This window comes from Streptomyces sp. NBC_01463 (assembly GCA_036227345.1).
Lineage (GTDB): Bacteria > Actinomycetota > Actinomycetes > Streptomycetales > Streptomycetaceae > Streptomyces.
In genome coordinates this window covers 7,532,993-7,553,820 of record CP109468.1, presented here as the reverse complement: position 1 = coordinate 7,553,820, position 20,828 = coordinate 7,532,993, and the positions used below count along the sequence as shown (strand labels likewise).

At 67.9% G+C, this 20,828-nt stretch carries 14 protein-coding genes and 2 rRNA genes; 9 read left to right on the top strand and 7 right to left on the bottom strand.

Annotated elements, in window-relative coordinates; genetic code table 11:
* Window positions 1-32: 32 nt before the first annotated feature.
* A 23S ribosomal RNA gene (locus OG521_33385) occupies window positions 33-3,157 on the bottom strand.
* Between the two features lie 311 nt (window positions 3,158-3,468).
* Window positions 3,469-4,994: ribosomal RNA gene (locus tag OG521_33380) — 16S ribosomal RNA — on the bottom strand.
* Together the 16S and 23S rRNA genes form the textbook arrangement of a ribosomal RNA operon.
* A 708-nt stretch (window positions 4,995-5,702) precedes the next feature.
* Here OG521_33380 and OG521_33375 point away from each other — a divergent pair.
* Together OG521_33375 and ptsP are read left to right on the top strand one after the other, a co-directional pair.
* Window positions 5,703-6,152 carry a PTS glucose transporter subunit IIA gene (locus OG521_33375; protein ID WUW25390.1) on the top strand — a complete coding sequence of 150 codons (450 nt, stop codon included), beginning with the start codon at window positions 5,703-5,705 and terminating at the stop codon, window positions 6,150-6,152.
* Between the two features lie 76 nt (window positions 6,153-6,228).
* Window positions 6,229-7,899 (top strand): phosphoenolpyruvate--protein phosphotransferase, encoded by a 1,671-nt coding sequence (ptsP, locus tag OG521_33370; GenBank protein WUW25389.1) that lies wholly within the window; start codon window positions 6,229-6,231, stop codon window positions 7,897-7,899.
* A gap of 84 nt (window positions 7,900-7,983) precedes the next feature.
* Here ptsP and OG521_33365 read toward each other — a convergent pair whose 3' ends face one another.
* Both OG521_33365 and OG521_33360 read right to left on the bottom strand, forming a co-directional pair.
* Entirely contained in the window at window positions 7,984-8,901 is a 918-nt protein-coding gene (locus tag OG521_33365; GenBank protein WUW25388.1) for a hypothetical protein, read from the bottom strand.
* Between the two features lie 66 nt (window positions 8,902-8,967).
* Entirely contained in the window at window positions 8,968-10,944 is a 1,977-nt protein-coding gene (locus OG521_33360) for an acetoacetate--CoA ligase (GenBank protein WUW25387.1), read from the bottom strand.
* A gap of 253 nt (window positions 10,945-11,197) precedes the next feature.
* Here OG521_33360 and OG521_33355 point away from each other — a divergent pair, with 253 nt between their 5' ends.
* A complete protein-coding gene (locus OG521_33355; protein WUW25386.1) occupies window positions 11,198-13,549 on the top strand; it encodes a glycoside hydrolase family 31 protein in 2,352 nt (783 codons plus the stop codon).
* 12 nt (window positions 13,550-13,561) lie between these two features.
* On the opposite strand, the gene OG521_33350 is transcribed toward OG521_33355, so the two are convergent.
* On the bottom strand, window positions 13,562-14,071 hold the full coding sequence (locus tag OG521_33350) for an NUDIX domain-containing protein (protein ID WUW25385.1): 510 nt from the start codon (window positions 14,069-14,071) through the stop codon (window positions 13,562-13,564).
* Between the two features lie 97 nt (window positions 14,072-14,168).
* Here OG521_33350 and OG521_33345 point away from each other — a divergent pair, with 97 nt between their 5' ends.
* The 6 genes from OG521_33345 (at window position 14,169) to glpK (ending at window position 19,714) form a co-directional block, all read left to right on the top strand.
* Window positions 14,169-14,978, top strand: a complete 810-nt coding sequence (locus OG521_33345; protein WUW25384.1) for a M15 family metallopeptidase — start codon at window positions 14,169-14,171, stop codon at window positions 14,976-14,978.
* A 124-nt stretch (window positions 14,979-15,102) separates the two neighbouring features.
* Complete coding sequence (locus tag OG521_33340) at window positions 15,103-15,450, top strand: DUF962 domain-containing protein (GenBank protein ID WUW25383.1); 348 nt, start codon at window positions 15,103-15,105, stop codon at window positions 15,448-15,450.
* A gap of 48 nt (window positions 15,451-15,498) precedes the next feature.
* Window positions 15,499-15,978, top strand: a complete 480-nt coding sequence (locus OG521_33335) for a zinc ribbon domain-containing protein (protein ID WUW25382.1) — start codon at window positions 15,499-15,501, stop codon at window positions 15,976-15,978.
* The gene (locus OG521_33330; GenBank protein ID WUW25381.1) at window positions 15,975-17,165 is read left to right on the top strand and encodes a lipid-transfer protein; all 1,191 of its coding nucleotides are present in this window, start codon (window positions 15,975-15,977) and stop codon (window positions 17,163-17,165) included. The genes OG521_33335 and OG521_33330 overlap by 4 nt, the downstream gene beginning before the upstream one ends.
* 234 nt (window positions 17,166-17,399) lie before the next feature.
* On the top strand, window positions 17,400-18,161 hold the full coding sequence (locus OG521_33325; GenBank protein ID WUW25380.1) for an aquaporin family protein: 762 nt from the start codon (window positions 17,400-17,402) through the stop codon (window positions 18,159-18,161).
* A gap of 38 nt (window positions 18,162-18,199) precedes the next feature.
* Window positions 18,200-19,714 carry a glycerol kinase GlpK gene (glpK, locus tag OG521_33320; GenBank protein ID WUW25379.1) on the top strand — a complete coding sequence of 505 codons (1,515 nt, stop codon included), beginning with the start codon at window positions 18,200-18,202 and terminating at the stop codon, window positions 19,712-19,714.
* A 97-nt stretch (window positions 19,715-19,811) separates the two neighbouring features.
* On the opposite strand, the gene OG521_33315 is transcribed toward glpK, so the two are convergent.
* Window positions 19,812-20,417, bottom strand: coding sequence for an ATP/GTP-binding protein (locus OG521_33315; GenBank protein WUW25378.1), 606 nt, complete (start codon window positions 20,415-20,417; stop codon window positions 19,812-19,814).
* On the bottom strand, window positions 20,398-20,820 hold the full coding sequence (locus OG521_33310; GenBank protein WUW25377.1) for a DUF742 domain-containing protein: 423 nt from the start codon (window positions 20,818-20,820) through the stop codon (window positions 20,398-20,400). Before OG521_33310 ends, OG521_33315 begins: the two co-directional genes overlap by 20 nt.
* Window positions 20,821-20,828: the final 8 nt, after the last annotated feature.

Here is a 20,828-nt window from a genome sequence, read left to right as displayed (position 1 = left end):
TTTCAGAACTAACACAGTGGACGCGAGCAACTGAGGACAAGCCCTCGGCCTATTAGTACCAGTCAGCTCCACCCGTTACCGGGCTTCCACATCTGGCCTATCAACCCAGTCGTCTACTGGGAGCCTTAACCAATCAAGTTGGTGGGAATACTCATCTCGAAGCAGGCTTCCCGCTTAGATGCTTTCAGCGGTTATCCTTTCCGAACGTAGCCAACCAGCCATGCCCTTGGCAGGACAACTGGCACACCAGAGGTTCGTCCGTCCCGGTCCTCTCGTACTAGGGACAGCCCTTCTCAATATTCCTACGCGCACAGCGGATAGGGACCGAACTGTCTCACGACGTTCTAAACCCAGCTCGCGTACCGCTTTAATGGGCGAACAGCCCAACCCTTGGGACCGACTCCAGCCCCAGGATGCGACGAGCCGACATCGAGGTGCCAAACCATCCCGTCGATATGGACTCTTGGGGAAGATCAGCCTGTTATCCCCGGGGTACCTTTTATCCGTTGAGCGACAGCGCTTCCACAAGCCACTGCCGGATCACTAGTCCCGACTTTCGTCCCTGCTCGACCCGTCGGTCTCACAGTCAAGCTCCCTTGTGCACTTACACTCAACACCTGATTGCCAACCAGGCTGAGGGAACCTTTGGGCGCCTCCGTTACTCTTTAGGAGGCAACCGCCCCAGTTAAACTACCCATCAGACACTGTCCCTGATCCGGATCACGGACCCAGGTTAGACATCCAGCACGACCAGAGTGGTATTTCAACGACGACTCCACAACCACTGGCGTGGCCGCTTCAAAGTCTCCCACCTATCCTACACAAGCCGAACCGAACACCAATATCAAACTATAGTAAAGGTCCCGGGGTCTTTCCGTCCTGCTGCGCGAAACGAGCATCTTTACTCGTAGTGCAATTTCACCGGGCCTATGGTTGAGACAGTCGAGAAGTCGTTACGCCATTCGTGCAGGTCGGAACTTACCCGACAAGGAATTTCGCTACCTTAGGATGGTTATAGTTACCACCGCCGTTTACTGGCGCTTAAGTTCTCAGCTTCGCCGACCCGAAAGTCAGCTAACCGGTCCCCTTAACGTTCCAGCACCGGGCAGGCGTCAGTCCGTATACATCGCCTTACGGCTTCGCACGGACCTGTGTTTTTAGTAAACAGTCGCTTCTCGCTGGTCTCTGCGGCCACCCCCAGCTCAGGAAGCAAGTTCCCTCACCAGTGATGGCCCCCCTTCTCCCGAAGTTACGGGGGCATTTTGCCGAGTTCCTTAACCATAGTTCACCCGAACGCCTCGGTATTCTCTACCTGACTACCTGAGTCGGTTTAGGGTACGGGCCGCCATGAAACTCGCTAGAGGCTTTTCTCGACAGCATAGGATCATCCACTTCACCACAATCGGCTCGGCATCAGGTCTCAGCCTTAATGTGTGACGGATTTACCTACCACACGGCCTACACCCTTACCCCGGGACTACCACCGCCCGGGCTGGACTACCTTCCTGCGTCACCCCATCGCTTACCTAGTACAAGTCTGGTTCGTCGGCTCCACCACTACCCTCAACTCCGAAGAGATCGGGCCGGCTTCACGGACTTAGCATCGCCTGATTCAGTATTGGGCGTTTCAAAGCGGGTACCGGAATATCAACCGGTTGTCCATCGACTACGCCTGTCGGCCTCGCCTTAGGTCCCGACTTACCCTGGGCAGATCAGCTTGACCCAGGAACCCTTAGTCAATCGGCGCACACGTTTCTCACGTGTGTATCGCTACTCATGCCTGCATTCTCACTCGTGAACCGTCCACAACTCGCTTCCGCGGCTGCTTCACCCGGCACACGACGCTCCCCTACCCATCCACACAGGCGTTGGCCCTATATATGTGAATGACACGACTTCGGCGGTACGCTTGAGCCCCGCTACATTGTCGGCGCGGAATCACTTGACCAGTGAGCTATTACGCACTCTTTCAAGGGTGGCTGCTTCTAAGCCAACCTCCTGGTTGTCTCTGCGACTCCACATCCTTTCCCACTTAGCGTACGCTTAGGGGCCTTAGTCGATGCTCTGGGCTGTTTCCCTCTCGACTATGGAGCTTATCCCCCACAGTCTCACTGCCGTGCTCTCACTTACCGGCATTCGGAGTTTGGCTAAGGTCAGTAACCCGGTAGGGCCCATCGCCTATCCAGTGCTCTACCTCCGGCAAGAAACACACGACGCTGCACCTAAATGCATTTCGGGGAGAACCAGCTATCACGGAGTTTGATTGGCCTTTCACCCCTAACCACAGGTCATCCCCCAGGTTTTCAACCCTGGTGGGTTCGGTCCTCCACGAAGTCTTACCTCCGCTTCAACCTGCCCATGGCTAGATCACTCCGCTTCGGGTCTTGAGCGCGCTACTAAATCGCCCTATTCGGACTCGCTTTCGCTACGGCTTCCCCACACGGGTTAACCTCGCAACACACCGCAAACTCGCAGGCTCATTCTTCAAAAGGCACGCAGTCACGACGCACCGAGTAAACTCGATGCGCGACGCTCCCACGGCTTGTAGGCACACGGTTTCAGGTACTATTTCACTCCGCTCCCGCGGTACTTTTCACCATTCCCTCACGGTACTATCCGCTATCGGTCACCAGGGAATATTTAGGCTTAACGGGTGGTCCCGCCAGATTCACACGGGATTTCTCGGGCCCCGTGCTACTTGGGTGTCTCTTAAACGAGCCGTTAATGTTTCAGCTACGGGGGTCTTACCCTCTACGCCGGACCTTTCGCATGTCCTTCGCCTACATCAACGGTTTCTGACTCGTCTCACAGCCGGCAGACTATGAAAAAGAGATCCCACAACCCCGCATGCGCAACCCCTGCCGGGTATCACACGCATACGGTTTGGCCTGATCCAGTTTCGCTCGCCACTACTCCCGGAATCACGGTTGTTTTCTCTTCCTGAGGGTACTGAGATGTTTCACTTCCCCTCGTTCCCTCCACACTGCCTATGTGTTCAGCAGCGGGTGACAGCCCATGACGACTGCCGGGTTTCCCCATTCGGACACCCCCGGATCAAAGCTTGGTTGACAGCTCCCCGGGGCCTATCGTGGCCTCCCACGTCCTTCATCGGTTCCTGGTGCCAAGGCATCCACCGTGCGCCCTTAAAAACTTGGCCACAGATGCTCGCGTCCACTGTGCAGTTCTCAAGCAACGACCAGCCACCCATCACCCCGCCCTTACAGGCGAGTTCACTGGGGCCGGCGTTTGAAGGCAGCCTTACGGCCATACCTTCAGACACCCAACAGCGCGCCCAGTACCCGGAATTCAATCGGTTCGTTTTCCACGCTCCGAGGAGCAGTACTTACGACCCGGTTGAACCACCAGGTACTGAATAGTCAACGTTCCACCCATGAGCAACCAGCACCGAACATTCGCCGGTGTACTGGCCTCTGACCGAACCGAGGTCCGGTAAGAAGTGCTCCTTAGAAAGGAGGTGATCCAGCCGCACCTTCCGGTACGGCTACCTTGTTACGACTTCGTCCCAATCGCCAGTCCCACCTTCGACAGCTCCCTCCCACAAGGGGTTGGGCCACCGGCTTCGGGTGTTACCGACTTTCGTGACGTGACGGGCGGTGTGTACAAGGCCCGGGAACGTATTCACCGCAGCAATGCTGATCTGCGATTACTAGCAACTCCGACTTCATGGGGTCGAGTTGCAGACCCCAATCCGAACTGAGACCGGCTTTTTGAGATTCGCTCCGCCTCGCGGCATCGCAGCTCATTGTACCGGCCATTGTAGCACGTGTGCAGCCCAAGACATAAGGGGCATGATGACTTGACGTCGTCCCCACCTTCCTCCGAGTTGACCCCGGCAGTCTCCTGTGAGTCCCCATCACCCCGAAGGGCATGCTGGCAACACAGAACAAGGGTTGCGCTCGTTGCGGGACTTAACCCAACATCTCACGACACGAGCTGACGACAGCCATGCACCACCTGTCACCCGACCACAAGGGGGGCCGTATCTCTACGGCTTTCCGGGCGATGTCAAGCCTTGGTAAGGTTCTTCGCGTTGCGTCGAATTAAGCCACATGCTCCGCTGCTTGTGCGGGCCCCCGTCAATTCCTTTGAGTTTTAGCCTTGCGGCCGTACTCCCCAGGCGGGGAACTTAATGCGTTAGCTGCGGCACCGACGACGTGGAATGTCGCCAACACCTAGTTCCCAACGTTTACGGCGTGGACTACCAGGGTATCTAATCCTGTTCGCTCCCCACGCTTTCGCTCCTCAGCGTCAGTAATGGCCCAGAGATCCGCCTTCGCCACCGGTGTTCCTCCTGATATCTGCGCATTTCACCGCTACACCAGGAATTCCGATCTCCCCTACCACACTCTAGCCTGCCCGTATCGACTGCAGACCCGGGGTTAAGCCCCGGGCTTTCACAACCGACGCAACAAGCCGCCTACGAGCTCTTTACGCCCAATAATTCCGGACAACGCTTGCGCCCTACGTATTACCGCGGCTGCTGGCACGTAGTTAGCCGGCGCTTCTTCTGCAGGTACCGTCACTTTCGCTTCTTCCCTGCTGAAAGAGGTTTACAACCCGAAGGCCGTCATCCCTCACGCGGCGTCGCTGCATCAGGCTTTCGCCCATTGTGCAATATTCCCCACTGCTGCCTCCCGTAGGAGTCTGGGCCGTGTCTCAGTCCCAGTGTGGCCGGTCGCCCTCTCAGGCCGGCTACCCGTCGTCGCCTTGGTAGGCCATTACCCCACCAACTAGCTGATAGGCCGCGGGCTCATCCTTCACCGCCGGAGCTTTTAACCTTCCCCCATGAGAGAGAAAGTATTATCCGGTATTAGACCCCGTTTCCAGGGCTTGTCCCAGAGTGAAGGGCAGATTGCCCACGTGTTACTCACCCGTTCGCCACTAATCCACCCCGAAAGGCTTCATCGTTCGACTTGCATGTGTTAAGCACGCCGCCAGCGTTCGTCCTGAGCCAGGATCAAACTCTCCGTGAATGTTTTCCCGTAATCGGGTAGACACACACGAGAGCGGAACGGTCAGGTCGGAATAAGACCGACCGTTCGCTGTGTCCTCGCTGTGTTCATTGCCTACCAGGCCGGTAAAGGCCTGTTAGGACTTTCAAAGGAACCTCGAACCTGCCGAAGCAGGTCGGGGTATCAACATATCTGGCGTTGACTTTTGGCACGCTGTTGAGTTCTCAAGGAACGGACGCTTCCTTTGTACTCACCCGCAGAACATTTTCTGGGGCTTTCCTCCGGGCGCTTCCCTTCGGTCTTGCGTTTCCGACTCTATCAGACTCTTTCGTGTCCGATTCCCGGTCGAAGCGGGCCTCGCATGTCTTGCAATTTTCGCCCTGAGGAATTCGCTTTCGCGTTTCCCTTTCCGGCGAGTCCGACTCTATCAGCCGTTTCCGCTCCCCTTTACCGGCCCCCCGCAGACATGCGGGTGCCCGATTTCGGGTTAGGGTCTGGGCTTAATAGTCGCCGCCGACCCCCGACTCAAAGTCGCGTTGGGGCCAGGCAGGAGTACGACAGTACAGGCTGCCGGTAGTCGAGGCAAATCGTTTCCGGTACACCCCTAGGTCCTCGAACCACCAGGACTCGGGCGGAACCGGGACTTCTTATGACTTACTCTGCTGAGCAGTACGCCGTGCTCCTACCAGCCGCGGCGGCGCCATTGAAGCTCCACTCTGGGAGGCCCCCATGACCACTGTGACGTCCCCTCTTGCCGGACGCGCCATCGGGCTCGCTGCGGTACCCGACCCGGTCTTCTCCGGTGCGATGGTGGGTCCCGGTACCGCCATCGACCCCGTTCGCGAGCCGTCCGAGGCCGTCTCGCCCGTCGACGGCATCGTCGTCTCCCTTCACCCGCACGCCTTCGTGGTCGTGGACGGCGAGGGGCACGGAGTGCTGACCCACCTCGGTATCGACACGGTCCAGCTCAACGGCGAGGGCTTCGAGCTGCTCGTGAACAAGGGCGACACCGTCACGCGCGGCCAGGGCATCGTCCGCTGGGACCCGGTCGCGGTCGAGGCGGCCGGCAAGTCGCCGGTGTGCCCCATCGTGGCACTGGAGGCGACGGCCGATTCGCTGTCCGACGTCATCGAGGACGGCGACGTGAAGGTCGGCGACACACTGTTCGGCTGGCAGTAACGCGTTCGGCGCAGTGACAGCCGACGGGATATCCACCGCGGGGGCATCTGCCGCCGCACAACCGGAGACGGGTGAAATGCAGACAACGCTGCGAGGCGTAGGCGTCAGCCACGGTGTGGCGATCGGCGAGGTACGGCACATGGGCACGGCAGTGCTCGAACCGCCGGCCAAGCAGATCCCGGCCGAGGAGGCCGAGCGCGAGCAGGGCCGGGCCCGGCAGGCCGTGGAGGCTGTGGCGGCCGACCTCATCGCGCGCGGCAACCTGGCCGGTGGCGAGGCCCAGCACGTGCTGGAGGCCCAGGCCATGATGGCGCAGGACCCCGAGCTCATGGCAGATGTGGACCGCCGTATCGCGGTCGGCAGCACCGCCGAGCGCGGTGTGTACGACGCGTTCGCGTCCTACCGTGCGCTGCTGGCGGGCGCCGGCGAGTACCTGGCTGGCCGCGTCGCCGACCTCGACGACGTGCGCAACCGGATCGTGGCGCGCCTGCTCGGTGTGCCGATGCCGGGTGTCCCGGACAGTGACGAGCCCTATGTGCTGATCGCGCGCGACCTGGCCCCGGCCGACACGGCGCTGCTTGACCCCACGCTGGTGCTCGGCTTCGTCACCGAGGAGGGCGGGCCGACGAGCCACAGCGCGATCCTGGCGCGGGCGCTCGGTGTGCCCGCCGTGGTGGCGCTCCCCGGCGCCGGTGAGCTGGCCGAGGGAACCGTGATCGCCGTGGACGGCAGCACCGGCGAGATCTTCGTCGAGCCGAGCGCCGAGAAGCGCGCGGAGATGGAGAGCGCCGCCGCCGCGCGCAAGGCCGCGCTGTCCGCGTCGACCGGTCCCGGCGCGACGTCCGACGGCCACAAGGTGCCGCTGCTCGCCAACATCGGCGGGCCCGGCGACGTGCCGGCGGCCGTCGAGGCGGGTGCCGAGGGTGTCGGTCTCTTCCGTACCGAGTTCCTCTTCCTGGACGACAGCAAGCAGGCGCCGACCGAGGAGAAGCAGATCGCGGCGTACCGCGCCGTGCTTGAGGCGTTCCCCGAAGGCCGTGTCGTGGTCCGGGTGCTGGACGCGGGTGCGGACAAGCCGCTGGACTTCCTGACGCCGGCGGACGAGCCGAACCCGGCGCTGGGTGTGCGCGGGCTGCGCAGCCTGCTGGATCACCCCGACGTGCTGCAGACCCAGCTGACCGCACTGGCGAAGGCGTCCGAGGGGCTGCCGGTCTACCTCGAGGTCATGGCACCCATGGTGGCGGACCGGGCGGATGCCAAGGCCTTCGCCGACGCGTGCCGTACGGCCGGGCTGCAGGCCAAGTTCGGTGCCATGGTCGAGATTCCGTCGGCCGCGCTGCGGGCGCGCTCGGTGCTGCAGGAGGTGGAGTTCCTCTCGCTGGGCACCAACGACCTGGCGCAGTACACCTTTGCCGCGGACCGTCAGGTGGGTGCGGTGTCCCGGCTTCAGGACCCGTGGCAGCCCGCGTTGCTGGATCTGGTCGCGATGTCGGCCGACGCCGCCAAGGCCGAGGGCAAGAGCTGTGGTGTCTGTGGTGAGGCTGCCTCCGATCCGCTGCTCGCCTGTGTCCTGACGGGTCTGGGCGTGACGTCGTTGTCGATGGGTGCCGCGTCCATTCCTTATGTACGCGCCACGCTGGCGAAGTACACGCTCGCCCAGTGCGAGCGGGCCGCGTCGGCCGCGCGTGCGGCGGACTCCGCCGAAGAGGCGCGGGTCGCCGCGCAGGCGGTGCTGTCGGGCGAGTAGGGCATGCGCGCAGGGCCTGCACGGTCCGGGCGTTGCGTGAGAAGGGGCTTCCCGCCGATCGTGGCGGGGAGCCCCTTCCGGCTGTCAGTGGTGCGTCTCCGGTTCGTCCGCGCCGATATCGAAGCCCGCGCAGTATTCGACGCCTGACTCCGGGGAGACGGGCTCGCCGGTGTCGGCGTCGGTGCAGTAGGCGCTGAAGACCTCGCCCGCGGTGAGCGGGGCGAGAACGCCGGCCGTCAGGCGCCAGCCGTGGACGCGGTCCGGCGTTCCCGGGGCGCTTGTCCGCAGCACGACTCCCCCATGGCTTTCCAGCGCGATGCCGACGGCCAGCACGGTCACGAACTCGGCGCCTTCCGCCGAGTCGAGCTGCGCCGGTCCGCCGGCGCCGCGCTCGGTGTGCAGGGCGGCGAGCAGCTGCTCGTTCTCCGTGGGGGTGCTGCAGACCAGGTGGTGCGTGCCGGGGCCTGCTGCCTCCAGGGTGCGCAGCAGGAGGTGTGAGGCCCGGTCGAAGGCCGCGCGCCCGATGTCCTGTCCGCAGTCGGCGCACTCCCCGAGCCCGGCCAGGAGCATCGTGGCGTACTCCCAAGTGGCCCGCCGTACCGACCGGGCGACCAGGAGCGGGATCAGGGTGTCGATGGGTTGTCCGGTGTAGGCGACGGTGGCGCCGCAGGACGCGATCTCCGCGGTGAACCGGCTGCGGCCGGCGGGGCTGTCGGGGGCGATGCCCGACTCCGCGCAGTACTCCGCGTACTCCTCCGGGTCGAAGAGGGCGACCGTCGTGTGCATGCCCTGTGCGGCGAATGCCTTGAGCAGGCCTTCCACCTGCTGCAGGTAGACGGAGTGGTCGTCGAAGGTGAAGGTGCGGTAGCGCCGCATCGCCGCGAAGTCCTGTTCATCGGTCAGGAGGCCGATGGTGCTCGGTGCTTCGCGGCGCAGCGTGCGTCGCATCGTGGTGCCGGTCCGGCCGCGGACGGTGGTCCGCCTGTTCCTGGTCTGCGCCATGACTCCCCCAGTGCGCTGTCGATCATTGCTCACTCAGAGTAATCACCGGCACTGACAACGCGTCGGTCAGCGGCGCTTGCGGGCCAGTTCCTCGTAGAAGTGGAGGAGTTCCAGGTTGTCGATCGAGCCGGGGTTGACGGCCTTGGCCAGGGCCGTTCCCTGGAGGAGGCGTTTGACCGGAACCTCGATGCGTTTGCCGGTGAGGGTGTGCGGGATGCCGGGGACCTCGATGACCTCGTCCGGCACGTGGCGGGGCGAGAGGTTCTCGCGGATGGTCCGCTTGATGCTGTCGCGCAGGGCGTCGTCGAGGACGGCGCCGTCGGCGAGGTGGACGAACAGCGGCATCCAGTAGCCGCCTTCGGGTTCCTCCAGGCCGATGACGAGGGACTCGCGGATCTCGGGGAGGCGCTCCACGGCTTCGTAGATGTCGGCGGAGCCCATGCGGACGCCCTGCCGGTTGAGGGTGGAGTCGGAGCGGCCGTGGATGACGACGGATCCGCGGTCGGTGATCGTGATCCAGTCCCCGTGCCGCCAGGTGCCCGGGTACATCTCGAAGTAGCTGTCGCGGTAGCGGCTGCCGTCGGGGTCGTTCCAGAAGCGGATCGGCATGGACGGCATGGGCTGGGTGACGACGAGTTCGCCGACCTCGCCGGTCAGCGGCCGGCCCGCGGGGTCCCAGGACTGGAGATCCGTACCGAGGCACGCGGCCTGCAGCTCGCCGATGTGGACGGGGAGGGTGGGGACTGCGCCGGCGAAGCAGCTGCAGACGTCGGTGCCGCCGCTGACGGAGGCGATCCACAGGTCGTCGGCCACCTCGTCGTGCAGCCAGCGGAAGCCGTCGGGCGGGAGCGGGGAGCCGGTGGTGGCGACGCACTGGATGCGGGAGAGGTCGAAGTCGCGGCCCGGGTGGATGCCGGCCTTGCGGCAGGCCATGACGTAGGCGGCGGAGGTGCCGAAGAGGGTGGCGCCGGTCTGTTCGGCGACGCGCCACTGGGCGCTGACGTCCGGGTGGCCGGGGCTTCCGTCGTACAGCACGAGGGTGGTGCCGGTGAGGAGGCCGGAGACGAGGAAGTTCCACATCATCCAGCCGGTGGAGGTGTACCAGAAGAAGCGGTCCTCCGGTCCGAGGTCGCAGTGAAGGCCGATCTGCTTGAAGTGTTCGAGCAGGATGCCGCCCTGGGACTGGACGATGGCCTTGGGGAGGCCGGTCGTGCCCGAGGAGTAGAGGACCCACAGCGGGTGGTCGAAGGGGACCTGCTCGAAGACCGGCTCGGTGTCGGCGGCGGTGAGGGCCGACCAGTCGAGGGCGCCTTCGGGGGCGTCGGTGCCGAGCAGCGGGATGTGGACGACGGCGCGCAGCGTGGGCAGTTCGCGGCGCAGCTCGGCGACGGTGTCCGCGCGGTGGTGTTCCTTGCCGCCGTAGCGGTATCCGTCGACGGTGAACAGGACGACGGGTTCGACCTGCTGGAAGCGGTCGAGGACGCTGCGGGCGCCGAAGTCGGGGGCGCAGGAGGTCCAGACGCCTCCGACGGCGGCGGTGGCGAGGAAGGCGACGACCGCCTGCGGGATGTTGGGGAGGTAGCCGCTGACGCGGTCGCCGGGGGTGACGCCCAGGGCGCGGAGTTCGGCGGCGAGGGAGCCGACCTGGCGGCGCAGCGCGGACCAGGAGAGGGGGACCTGGGTGTGGGTCTCGTCGACGTGGAGCAGCGCGGGGGCGTCGGCGCGCAGCGGGTCCTCGGCGGTGCGCAGCGCGTGTTCGGCGTAGTTGAGGGTGGCACCGGGGAACCACTGGGCGCCGGGCATCGTGCGGTCGCCGATGACGGTTTCGTACGGGGTGGAGAACCGTACGTCGAACCATTCGGCGACGGCCTGCCAGAAGGTGTCGAGGTGGCCGACGGACCACCGGTGCAGGCTCGCGTAGCCGCCCTCGGCCGGTGCTCCGTGGCGTTCGGCCGCCCAGCTCTGGAAGCGGGTGACGGCGGCGGCCGCGATGCGGTCGGGGCCGGGCTGCCACAGGGGGGCTTCGTCGGCTGCTGAGGTCATGGGGCGGCTCCCTGGCTGTACGGGTACGCGGTGTGTGCGTGAGTCGCGCGCACGGGCTGGGGTGTGCGCGTGAGGCGGCTTTCACGGACGATGCCATGTGATCGTCTTTCGCACCAGGGTTGCCCGCCCATGGGCGCGTGTCCCTCTGTGTGGTCCGGCCACACCTCCGCCGGGTGCGTTCCCCGCCGGGCCATGGGTGAACGGAAGTTGAACAGAACCCGTTCGCGGATCGCCGGGTGGCAGGGTGAGCCGCATGGACGGTCGTGACCTGGTGCGCTCGGTGAGATTGGTCGGTTCGAAGCAGGGGCTGCGTACGGTGCGCTCGGCGTGGCGGCGGGTGCGGGCGGATGCGCGGGCGCTGCCCGTGCGCGGTCCGGAACGGGCCCGGGTCCCGGGGGCCGTGGTGGCGGCGGAGCCGGGGCCGGGGGGCGGGGTGGTGAGGTTCGCCCGTTCGGAGCTGCGCATCCGTGTGGCGGTGGGCGGTGCGGTCTTCTGGGGGTGGGACGGTGCTGAGCCGCTGCCTTCGTACGCGCTGCCGGGGGCTGCTCCCGACGCGGATCCGCGGGCCGTGCTGGAGCCGGACAAGGACGGCGGCTGGCAGGTGGTGTCGGAGCGGCTGACGGTGGTGGTGTCGCGGCACGGGGCGGTGGAGCTGCGGACGCCGGGCGGGGTGCTGCTCCGGCGGGAGCTTCCGCCCCGGTGGTGGGAGCCGGTGGCCGGCGGGCCGGCGCGGTGGGTCCAGCGGTCCGAGGTTCCCGCGGACGCGCGCTTCTTCGGGCTGGGCGGGCGGGCCGCGGGTCCCCGGCTCAGGGACGGGGTGTACCGGCTGTGGAACACGGATCCGGGCGGGCGGTTCGGGCCGGAGGACGATCCGCTGTATCTGACGATGCCGGTGCAGATGGTGGTCTCCGACGCGGGAACGCATCTGGCGTTCCACGACAACCCGTGGGCGGGCCGGGTGACGTTGTGCGAGGGCGAGGAGGGGGCGGGCTCCGGGCATGACCGGCCGGGGACGTCCGAGGTGCGGATGGACGGGGGGCCGCTGCGCTGCTGGGTGGTGGCGGGTACGCCGGCCCGGGTGCTGCAGGGGTGGTCGGCGCTGACGGGCGCCCCGGCGCTGCCGCCGTCGTGGGCGCTGGGTCCGCAGCATGCCAGGTGGGGCTTCGGGAGCGAGCAGGAGGTGCGGCGGATCGTGGCGGGGTACCGGGAGCGGGGGCTGCCGCTCTCGGTCCTCCATCTGGACATCGACCACTACGACGCGCACCGGGTGTTCACCGTGGACCGTGAGCGCTTCCCCGATCTGCCGGGGCTGGCCAAGGAGTTGCGCGAGGACGGGGTGCGGCTGGTGTCGATCGTGGACCCGGCGGTGGCGGCGGTGCCGGGCGACGCGGTGTTCGACACGGGTGCGGCGGCGGGGGCTTCGGGGGCGTTCGTCCGGGACGCCCGGGGGCGGACCGTGCGCGGGGAGGTGTGGCCGGGTGAGTGCGTGTATCCGGACTTCACCGATCCGCGGGTGCGTACGTGGTGGGGCGGGCTGTACGAGGAGCGGCTGGCGCAGGGCTTCTCCGGTGTCTGGCACGACATGAACGAGCCGGTGTCGTTCGCGGCGTTCGGTGACCCGACGCTGCCCCTCTCCGCGCGGCACTGCCTCGAGGGGCGCGGTGGTGATCACCGCGAGGCCCACAACGTGTACGGGCTCGCGATGGCGCGCGCGGGTTATGAGGGGCTGCGCCGGCTGCGGCCTGACGAGCGGCCGTTCCTGTTCTCGCGCTCGGGCTGGGCCGGGATGCAGCGGTACGGCGGCACCTGGTCCGGCGATGTGGCGACCGGCTGGCCGGGGCTGCGGGCCTCGCTGGCGCTGGTGCTGGGTCTCGGGCTGTGCGGGGTGCCGTACTCGGGGCCGGATGTGGGCGGGTTCGACGGGTCGCCGTCGCCCGAGCTGTATCTGCGGTGGTTCCAGCTGGGGGCGTATCTTCCGCTGTTCCGCACGCATGCGGCGATCGACGCGGGGCGCCGGGAGCCGTGGGAGTTCGGTCCGGCGGTGCTCGACGCGGCGCGGGAGGTCCTGGTGGAGCGGGAGCGGCTGCGTCCGTACTGGGTGACGCTGGCGCAGCTGGCCCGGCTGACCGGTTCCCCCTATGTGCGCCCGCTGTGGTGGGCGGCTCCTGGTGACCGGGCGCTCCGGGAGTGCGAGGACGCGTTCCTGCTGGGGGACGCGCTGCTGGTGGCGCCGGTGCTGACGCCGGGGGCCGGGCAGCGGGCGGTGCGGCTGCCGCCGGGGCGCTGGTACGACACGGTGAGCGGTGCGGTGTACGAGGGTCCGGGTCAGGTGATGGTCGACGCGCCGCTGTCGCGGGTGCCGGTGCTGGCGCGGGCCGGTGCCGTGATTCCGGTGCGGGGCGCGGACGGCGGGCTGGAGCTGGAGGTGTGGGCTCCGGCTGCGGGGCGCGGCGGGGGCGGCTCGGTGGTCCGTGACGCGGGTGACGGCTGGGAGCCGTCGGTGGTCGAGCGGTACACGAGCCGGTTCGCGGACGGGCGGGTCGTGGTGGAACGGGACGGTGAGGAGGGGCTGGTGGACTGTCCGGTCCGGGTGCGCGGGGTCTGAGCGGGGCCGCGGTCAGCGGTAGCGGCCCGCGAACCAGGAGCGGACCGCCTCGGTGTGGAGGGGGAAGGCGAGGGGGGCGGGGGCGTGGAGGACCGCGTACCCGGAGGTCTCGTCGGTGGGTGCGGACGGCGGGAGGGCGGCGGCCGGGCGTTCGGGGAGCAGCCCGAACAGGAGCAGGTGTCCGTCCGGGTCGCTGAGGGCGTCGGCGAGGCGGACGTCGTCCCGTTGGGCCTCGATCCCGGTCTCCTCGCGGAGCTCGCGGACGACCGCGTGCCTCCAGTCCTCGGCGTGGTCGATGAATCCGCCGGGGAGGGCGGTGCCGCCGAGGCTCGGTTCGATGGTGCGGGTGATGACGACGAGTCCGGTGCCGTCGGGACCGGTGACGGGGAGCAGGGCGACGGCGACCGGGAGGGGGTTGCGGTAGGCGGTGTCGCCGCAGGCGGTGCAGGTGCGGGGCCAGGCGTCCGGGGACGCGAGTGAGGCGTACGGGGTTCCGCAGCTGCCGCAGTGGGAGTGCTTCACGGGCTCCTCCGGTTTCGGGGTTCCGCGTTGCCGCGGACACGCGCGGACTGTATCCGATCGGCCACCCGGGACGGCCCGCCTGATGGACGATGTGCTCATGACAGGTATTGCTTCCGCTTTCCGTGTCCTGGCCGCCACCGCCGCCACGCTGCTCGCCGTCACCGCCGCCGCCCCGGTGGCGCAGGCGAAGCCCGAGCCGAAAGCTCCCCGGGAGTTCGTCGCGTTGCGCTCGGTGGATCCCACGATCATCCAGGAGATGCGCTACCCCACCGGGCACGACTTCATGGGCACACCGGTGGACGGGTACCGCCAGTCCCTCTGCATCCTGACCCGGCCGGCCGCCGAGGCCCTGCACCGCGCCCAGCTCCGGCTGCTGCGCCAGGGCTATTCGCTCAAGGTGTACGACTGTTACCGGCCGCAGCGGGCCGTCGACCACTTCGTGCGGTGGGCGAAGGATCTCGACGACGAGACCATGAAGGGCGAGTTCTATCCGCAGGTCGACAAGACCCGGCTGTTCGCGGACGGTTACATCGCGGAGAAGTCCGGCCACAGCCGGGGCAGCACCGTCGACCTGACGCTGGTGCGGCTGCCGGCCCTGCCGACCAGGCCGTACCGGCCGGGCGAGGAACTGGTGCCGTGCTACGCGCCGCAGGCCGATCGCTTCCCTGACAACTCGGTGGACATGGGCACCGGCTTCGACTGCTTCGACACGCTCTCGCACACGGACGACCCGCGGGTCCAGGGCGTCCAGCGCGCCAACCGCCAGTTCCTCAAGAAGACCCTGACCGACGCCGGATTCGTGAACCTGGCCGAGGAGTGGTGGCACTACACCTTCAAGCCGGAGCTGTTCCCGGACACCTACTTCGACTTCCCGGTGGCCAGCAGGTCCGTCGCCGGTCACCGATAGGGCCCGCCTCCGACAAGGAAGAGCGGGCGGCTGGGACCACCCCCGTGGATTCCAGCCGCCCGTTCTTCTTCTCGGACGCGGATCGGCCGTATCCGGTTGCCGCCCCAGCCATTACGGTGCCGGTATGTCACAGCAGACGTTCGATTCGTACGAAGAGTTCTGGCCCTACTACGTCGCGATGCACTCCCGGGCCGCGACCCGCTGGGTCCATCTGACCGGCACCCTGACCGGTCTCACGATCGCCGCCTACGGCCTGGCGCGCGGCCGCGGGCGGTACCTGGCGGCGCTGCCGCTGATCGGATACGGGACCGCCTGGCCCGCCCACTTCCTGATCGAGAAGAACAACCCCGCCACGTTCGGTCATCCCGCCTGGTCACTGCGCGGGGACGCGCAGATGATCGGGATGATGCTGGCCGGCCGCGACCACGAGCTCGCGGAGACCGCTGCCAAGTGGCTCGCCGACAACAGCTGACCGTGGCACACTTCTGACGTTCCGTCAGATCCAGTGCCGGGAGGGGCTTTGCCGCGCAAGCGCATACCAGTGGTGGCCGGGTGGTTCACCGAGGACGGTCCGGAGGAGGAGTTCCGGCTGCTGGGCACCCGCTGCCCGCTCTGCTCATCGGTCTTCTTCCCGCCCCACAAGGGTTTCTGCCGCAATCCGGCCTGTGCCGGCGAAGAGCTGGCCGAGGTGCCGCTGTCCCGGCGCGGCACGGTGTGGTCGTACACCGACGGGCGTTACCGGCCACCCGCCCCCTACCTCTCGGATCCCGGGGTGCCCTGGCAGCCGTACACGCTGGTGGCCGTGGAGCTGGCGGCCGAGCGGATGGTCGTGCTCGGCCAGGCGGCACCCGGCGTCGGCGTCGGAGATCTCGCGGTCGGGATGACGGTCGAGGCCGTGCCGGGTGTCCTGGACACGGGCCCCGGTGACGACGACGGCACGGTCCGGACCACCTGGCACTGGCGGCCGGTGCCCGACGGTTCCGGGGAGGGTGCGGCATGAGCGGGGACGTGGCCGTCCTCGGGGCCGGAATGCACCCCTGGGGCAAGTGGGGCCGCAGTTTCGTCGACTACGGCACCGTGGCGGCCCGTAACGCGCTCGCGGACGCGGGCGTCGAGTGGCAGCACGTGCAGTCCGTCGTCGGGGCGGACACCGTGCGCGGCGGCTATCCGGGCTATGTGGCCGGGGCGACATTCGCGCAGGCGCTGGGCTGGCAGGGCGCCCGCGTGACGAGTGTGTACGCGGCCTGCGCGTCGGGGGCCCAGGCCGTCAACACCGCCAGGGCGCAGATCCTGGCCGGCATGGCGGACGTGGTGCTCGTGGTGGGTGCGGACGCGGCGCCCAAGGGGTTCTTCGCCCCGGCGGGCGGCGACCGGCCCGACGATCCGGACTGGCTGCGGTTCCGCGTGCTCGGTGCGACGAACCCCGCGTACTTCGGGCTGTACGCCCGCCGCCGGATGGCCCTGCACGGGGACACTCCTGAGGACTTCGCGCTGGTCAAGGTGAAGAACGCGGCGGCCGGCGCGCTGAATCCCAACGCCCGCTACCGGGCCCCGGTGACCGCCGAGCAGGTCGCCGCCTCCGCGGTGGTGGCCGATCCGCTGCGTCTGCTGGACATCTGCGCCACCTCCGACGGCGCGGCGGCCCTCGTCCTGTCCAGCATGGATTTCGCCCGGCGGCACGGGACCGCGGACCCGGTCCGTATCCGCGCCGTTTCTACCGTGACGCCCACCTACCCCAAGGCCGTGCTGGACCTGCCGGACATCGCGACCGACTCGGCCGTCGCCGCACAGTCCTCGCCCCTGAGCTTCCGCGCCTCGATCGCGCAGGCGGCGTACGAGGAGGCGGGCATCGGTCCCGGGGACCTGTCGCTCGCGGAGGTGTACGACCTGTCCACCGCACTGGAGCTGGAGTGGTATGAGGACATCGGGCTGTGCCCGCCCGGCGAGGGAGCGGGTCTCGTCCGCTCCGGGGCCACGGCGCTCGGCGGACGTATTCCGGTGAACCCGAGCGGCGGTCTCGCCTCCTTCGGCGAGGCGGTGCCGGCCCAGGCCATCGCCCAGGTCTGCGAGCTGACCTGGCAGTTGCGGGGCGCGGCGGGGGAACGGCAGGTTCCGGGAGCGCGGGCCGGGATCACGGCGAACCAGGGGCTGTTCGGTCACGGTTCCGCCGTCGTGGCGGTGCGCTGAAGCGGCATCCGTCACCGGCACGTGCCGTCAACAGCGTTTGTTGTCCGCGTCCTTGACGACCCATCAAGCGCGGTGAACACTCCATTCCCAGCCGATGCCGTCCTCCCACACACGGCGGCCGGCTGGTCCCACGCTCGTCACGGTCGCCGGGCGGGGCACGGCTCCTGCCTGCTCCCGGCCTCCGTAGCCATGGAAGCGCCCGGCGAAACCCGCCGGACAACCACTGGGAGCGCCATGAGCAATGGAGACATCTTCACCGGGGAAGTCCTCGGAACGGCCATCCTCATCCTCTTCGGCGCCGGCGTCTGTGCCGCCGTCACGCTCCACCACTCGAAGGCCAGGGCCGCCGGCTGGGTCGTCATCGCCTTCGGATGGGGCTTCGGCGTACTGGCCGGCGCCTACACCGCCGCCCCGCTGTCGGGCGGCCACCTCAATCCGGCGGTGACCGTCGGCATCGCCGTCGACACCGGCGAGTGGGACAAGGTCCCCGTCTACATCCTGGGTCAGCTGACCGGCGCGGTCATCGGCGCGGTGCTGGCCTGGCTGACGTACTACGCGCAGTTCCGCGCCAACGCCGACCAGGAGACGTCCGGGCCCACGCTCGGCATCTTCGCGACCGCGCCGGAGATCCGGAACCCGGTGGCCAACCTCGCCACCGAGATCATCGCGACGGCCGCTCTGGTGCTGCCGATCCTGGCCTTCGGGAAGAACGCGGGAATCGGGATCGGACCGGTCGCGGGGGCCGGCGCCGGTATCTACGGCTCCGGGATCTCCGTACTCCTGGTGTCCCTCCTCGTGGTGGGGATCGGCCTCTCGCTGGGCGGGCCCACCGGCTATGCCATCAATCCGGCCCGTGACCTCGGTCCCCGGCTGGTGCATTCGCTGCTTCCGATACCCAACAAGGGCACGTCCGACTGGGGTTACGCCTGGATACCCGTCGTGGGGCCGATCGTGGGCGGGCTGCTGGGCGGGCTCGTGTTCAACGCCGCGTTCTGAGGCCTGGGCCGGAAGGATCCGACGGACAAGGGGACATCATGACGAACAGGTTTGTCGCCGCCATCGACCAGGGCACCACCTCCAGCCGCTGCATCATCTTCGACCAGGACGGTGCCGCCGTCGCCGTCGACCAGCGCGAGCACCGGCAGATCTTCCCCCGGCCCGGCTGGGTGGAGCACGACGCCTCCGAGATCTGGACCACCGTGCAGGCCGTCGTGGCCGGCGCCCTGGACCGGGCCGGACTGCGGGCGGACCAGCTCACCGCCCTCGGCATCACCAACCAGCGCGAGACGACCGTCCTCTGGGACCGGGCCACCGGGCTCCCCGTCCACAACGCCATCGTGTGGCAGGACACCCGTACCGCCGCCCTCTGTCACGAGCTGGGCGGCGCCGACGGGCAGGACCGGTTCCGCGCCACCACCGGCCTCCCGCTGGCCAGCTACTTCTCCGGGCCCAAGGCGGCCTGGCTGCTGGACCACGTGCCCGGCCTGCGTGAACGGGCCGAGCGGGGCGAGATCGCGTTCGGCACCATGGACTCCTGGCTGATCTGGAACCTCACGGGCGGCACCGACGGCGGCGTCCACGTCACGGACGTGACCAACGCGTCGCGCACGATGCTGATGGACCTGGAGACGCTCCGGTGGGACCCGTCCGTCCTGGCGGCCATGAACATCCCGGAGGCGGTACTGCCGGAGATCAGGTCCTCGTCCGAGGTGTACGGAACGGCCGTGGGCGCGCTGGCCGGGGTGCCGGTGGCCTCCGCCCTGGGCGACCAGCAGGCCGCCGTCTTCGGGCAGGCCTGCTACGACCCGGGCACGGCCAAGAACACGTACGGCACCGGCAGTTTCCTGCTGCTCAACACCGGGAACCGTCCCGTGCCGTCCAAGAACGGGCTGATCACCACGCTGGGCTACCGGATCGGCGACGAGCCTCCCGTCTACTGCCTGGAAGGGTCGATCGCGATCACCGGGGCGCTCGTCCAGTGGTTCCGCGACCAGCTCGGGATCATCGGCAGCGCGGCGGAGATCGAGACGCTGGCGGAGAGCGTCGAGGACAACGGCGGGGCGTACATCGTGCCCGCGTTCTCCGGGCTGTTCGCCCCCTACTGGCGCTCCGACGCCCGGGGCGTGATCACCGGTCTGACCGGCTATGTCACCAAGGCGCATCTGGCCCGCGCCGTCCTGGAGGCGACCAGCTGGCAGACCCGTGAGGTCGTCGACGCGATGTACCAGGACTCCGGGGTGCCGATCACCACGCTCAAGGTGGACGGCGGCATGACCGCGAACCGTCTCCTCATGCAGCACCAGGCCGACGTGCTGGGCGTTCCGGTGATCCGGCCGAAGATCTCGGAGACCACCTGCCTGGGCGCGGCGTACGCGGCGGGGCTCGCGACCGGGGTGTGGTCGGGGCTCGACGAGCTCAAGACGCACTGGCAGCGCGATGTGGAGTGGCAGCCCCGGATGGAGCCGGAGGTCCGCGAGCGCGAGTACGGCAACTGGCGCAAGGCGGTGGAGCGGAGCCTCGGCTGGCAGGACGAGGCCGGCGGGCGGTAGGGAGCCGACGCTCCCCGTCCGTCCCATGGACGCGCGGCCCGTACCCTCGTCGGCGGGGGTACGAGCCGCGTTCCGCTGTCCGGACGGGGCCGGCGTCCTACGTCGTGGCGGGCTCGCGGAGCCGGTCCACCCGGGCCACCGCGTGTTCCACGACGGCCACCAGCACGTCCCGTACGGACGACCGGTCCCGTGCGTCGCACATGAGCACCGGCACCTGCGGATCCAGATCCAGCGCCGCCTGCACCGTCTCGGCGGGGAAACGGCCCGCGCCCTCGAAGCAGTTGACCGCGACCGCGAACGGGATCTCCCGCCGCTCGAAGTAGTCGACCGCCGCGAAGCAGTCCTCCAGGCGGCGGGTGTCCGCGAGGACGACCGCCCCCAGCGCACCCTGTGCGAGTTCGTCCCAGAGGAACCAGAAACGGTCCTGCCCCGGGGTCCCGAAGAGATACAGCACCAGGTCCTCGCGCAGCGTGATCCGCCCGAAGTCCATCGCCACCGTCGTCGTGGTCTTCGCCTCGACCCCGTCCAGGTCGTCCACCGGACGCCCTGCCTCGCTCAGCATCTCCTCCGTACGCAGCGGTCTGATCTCGCTGACCGCTCCCACCAGGGTCGTCTTGCCCACTCCGAAGCCGCCCGCCACCAGGATTTTCAGGGTAACGGGCTCCACGGGCCGCCTGCTGCGGCTAGAGCGCCCGAAGGCCATTGATCACCTCGCGAAGAATGTTCACGTCCGGCAGCTCGGCCGGCGGAACGGGACGGGTTACGTGCACCAGCTCGTCCTCGACGAGGTCACCGACCAGGACCCGGACCACCCCGACGGGGAGGTCGAGACCGGCCGCGAGCTCGGCGATCGACTGGGGCATGTCACTGCAGAGTTCGACGATCTCCACGTGTTCCGGGGAGAGCATCTGGTCCCTGCCGGGGTCGTCCGCCGCGGGTTCGGGCATGACGATCGCGATCAGGTCGAGGCGATGCCGGGACGCACTGCTGGTGCGTCCCCTGGTCATCGCGTAGGGGCGCACCACTGGTCCCGCGTCGGCGTCGTACCAGCGCGAGGACTGCGGGTCGCCGGGGGTCTCCGGAGTGGGGGAGGTATCGGCGCTCATGCCATCCA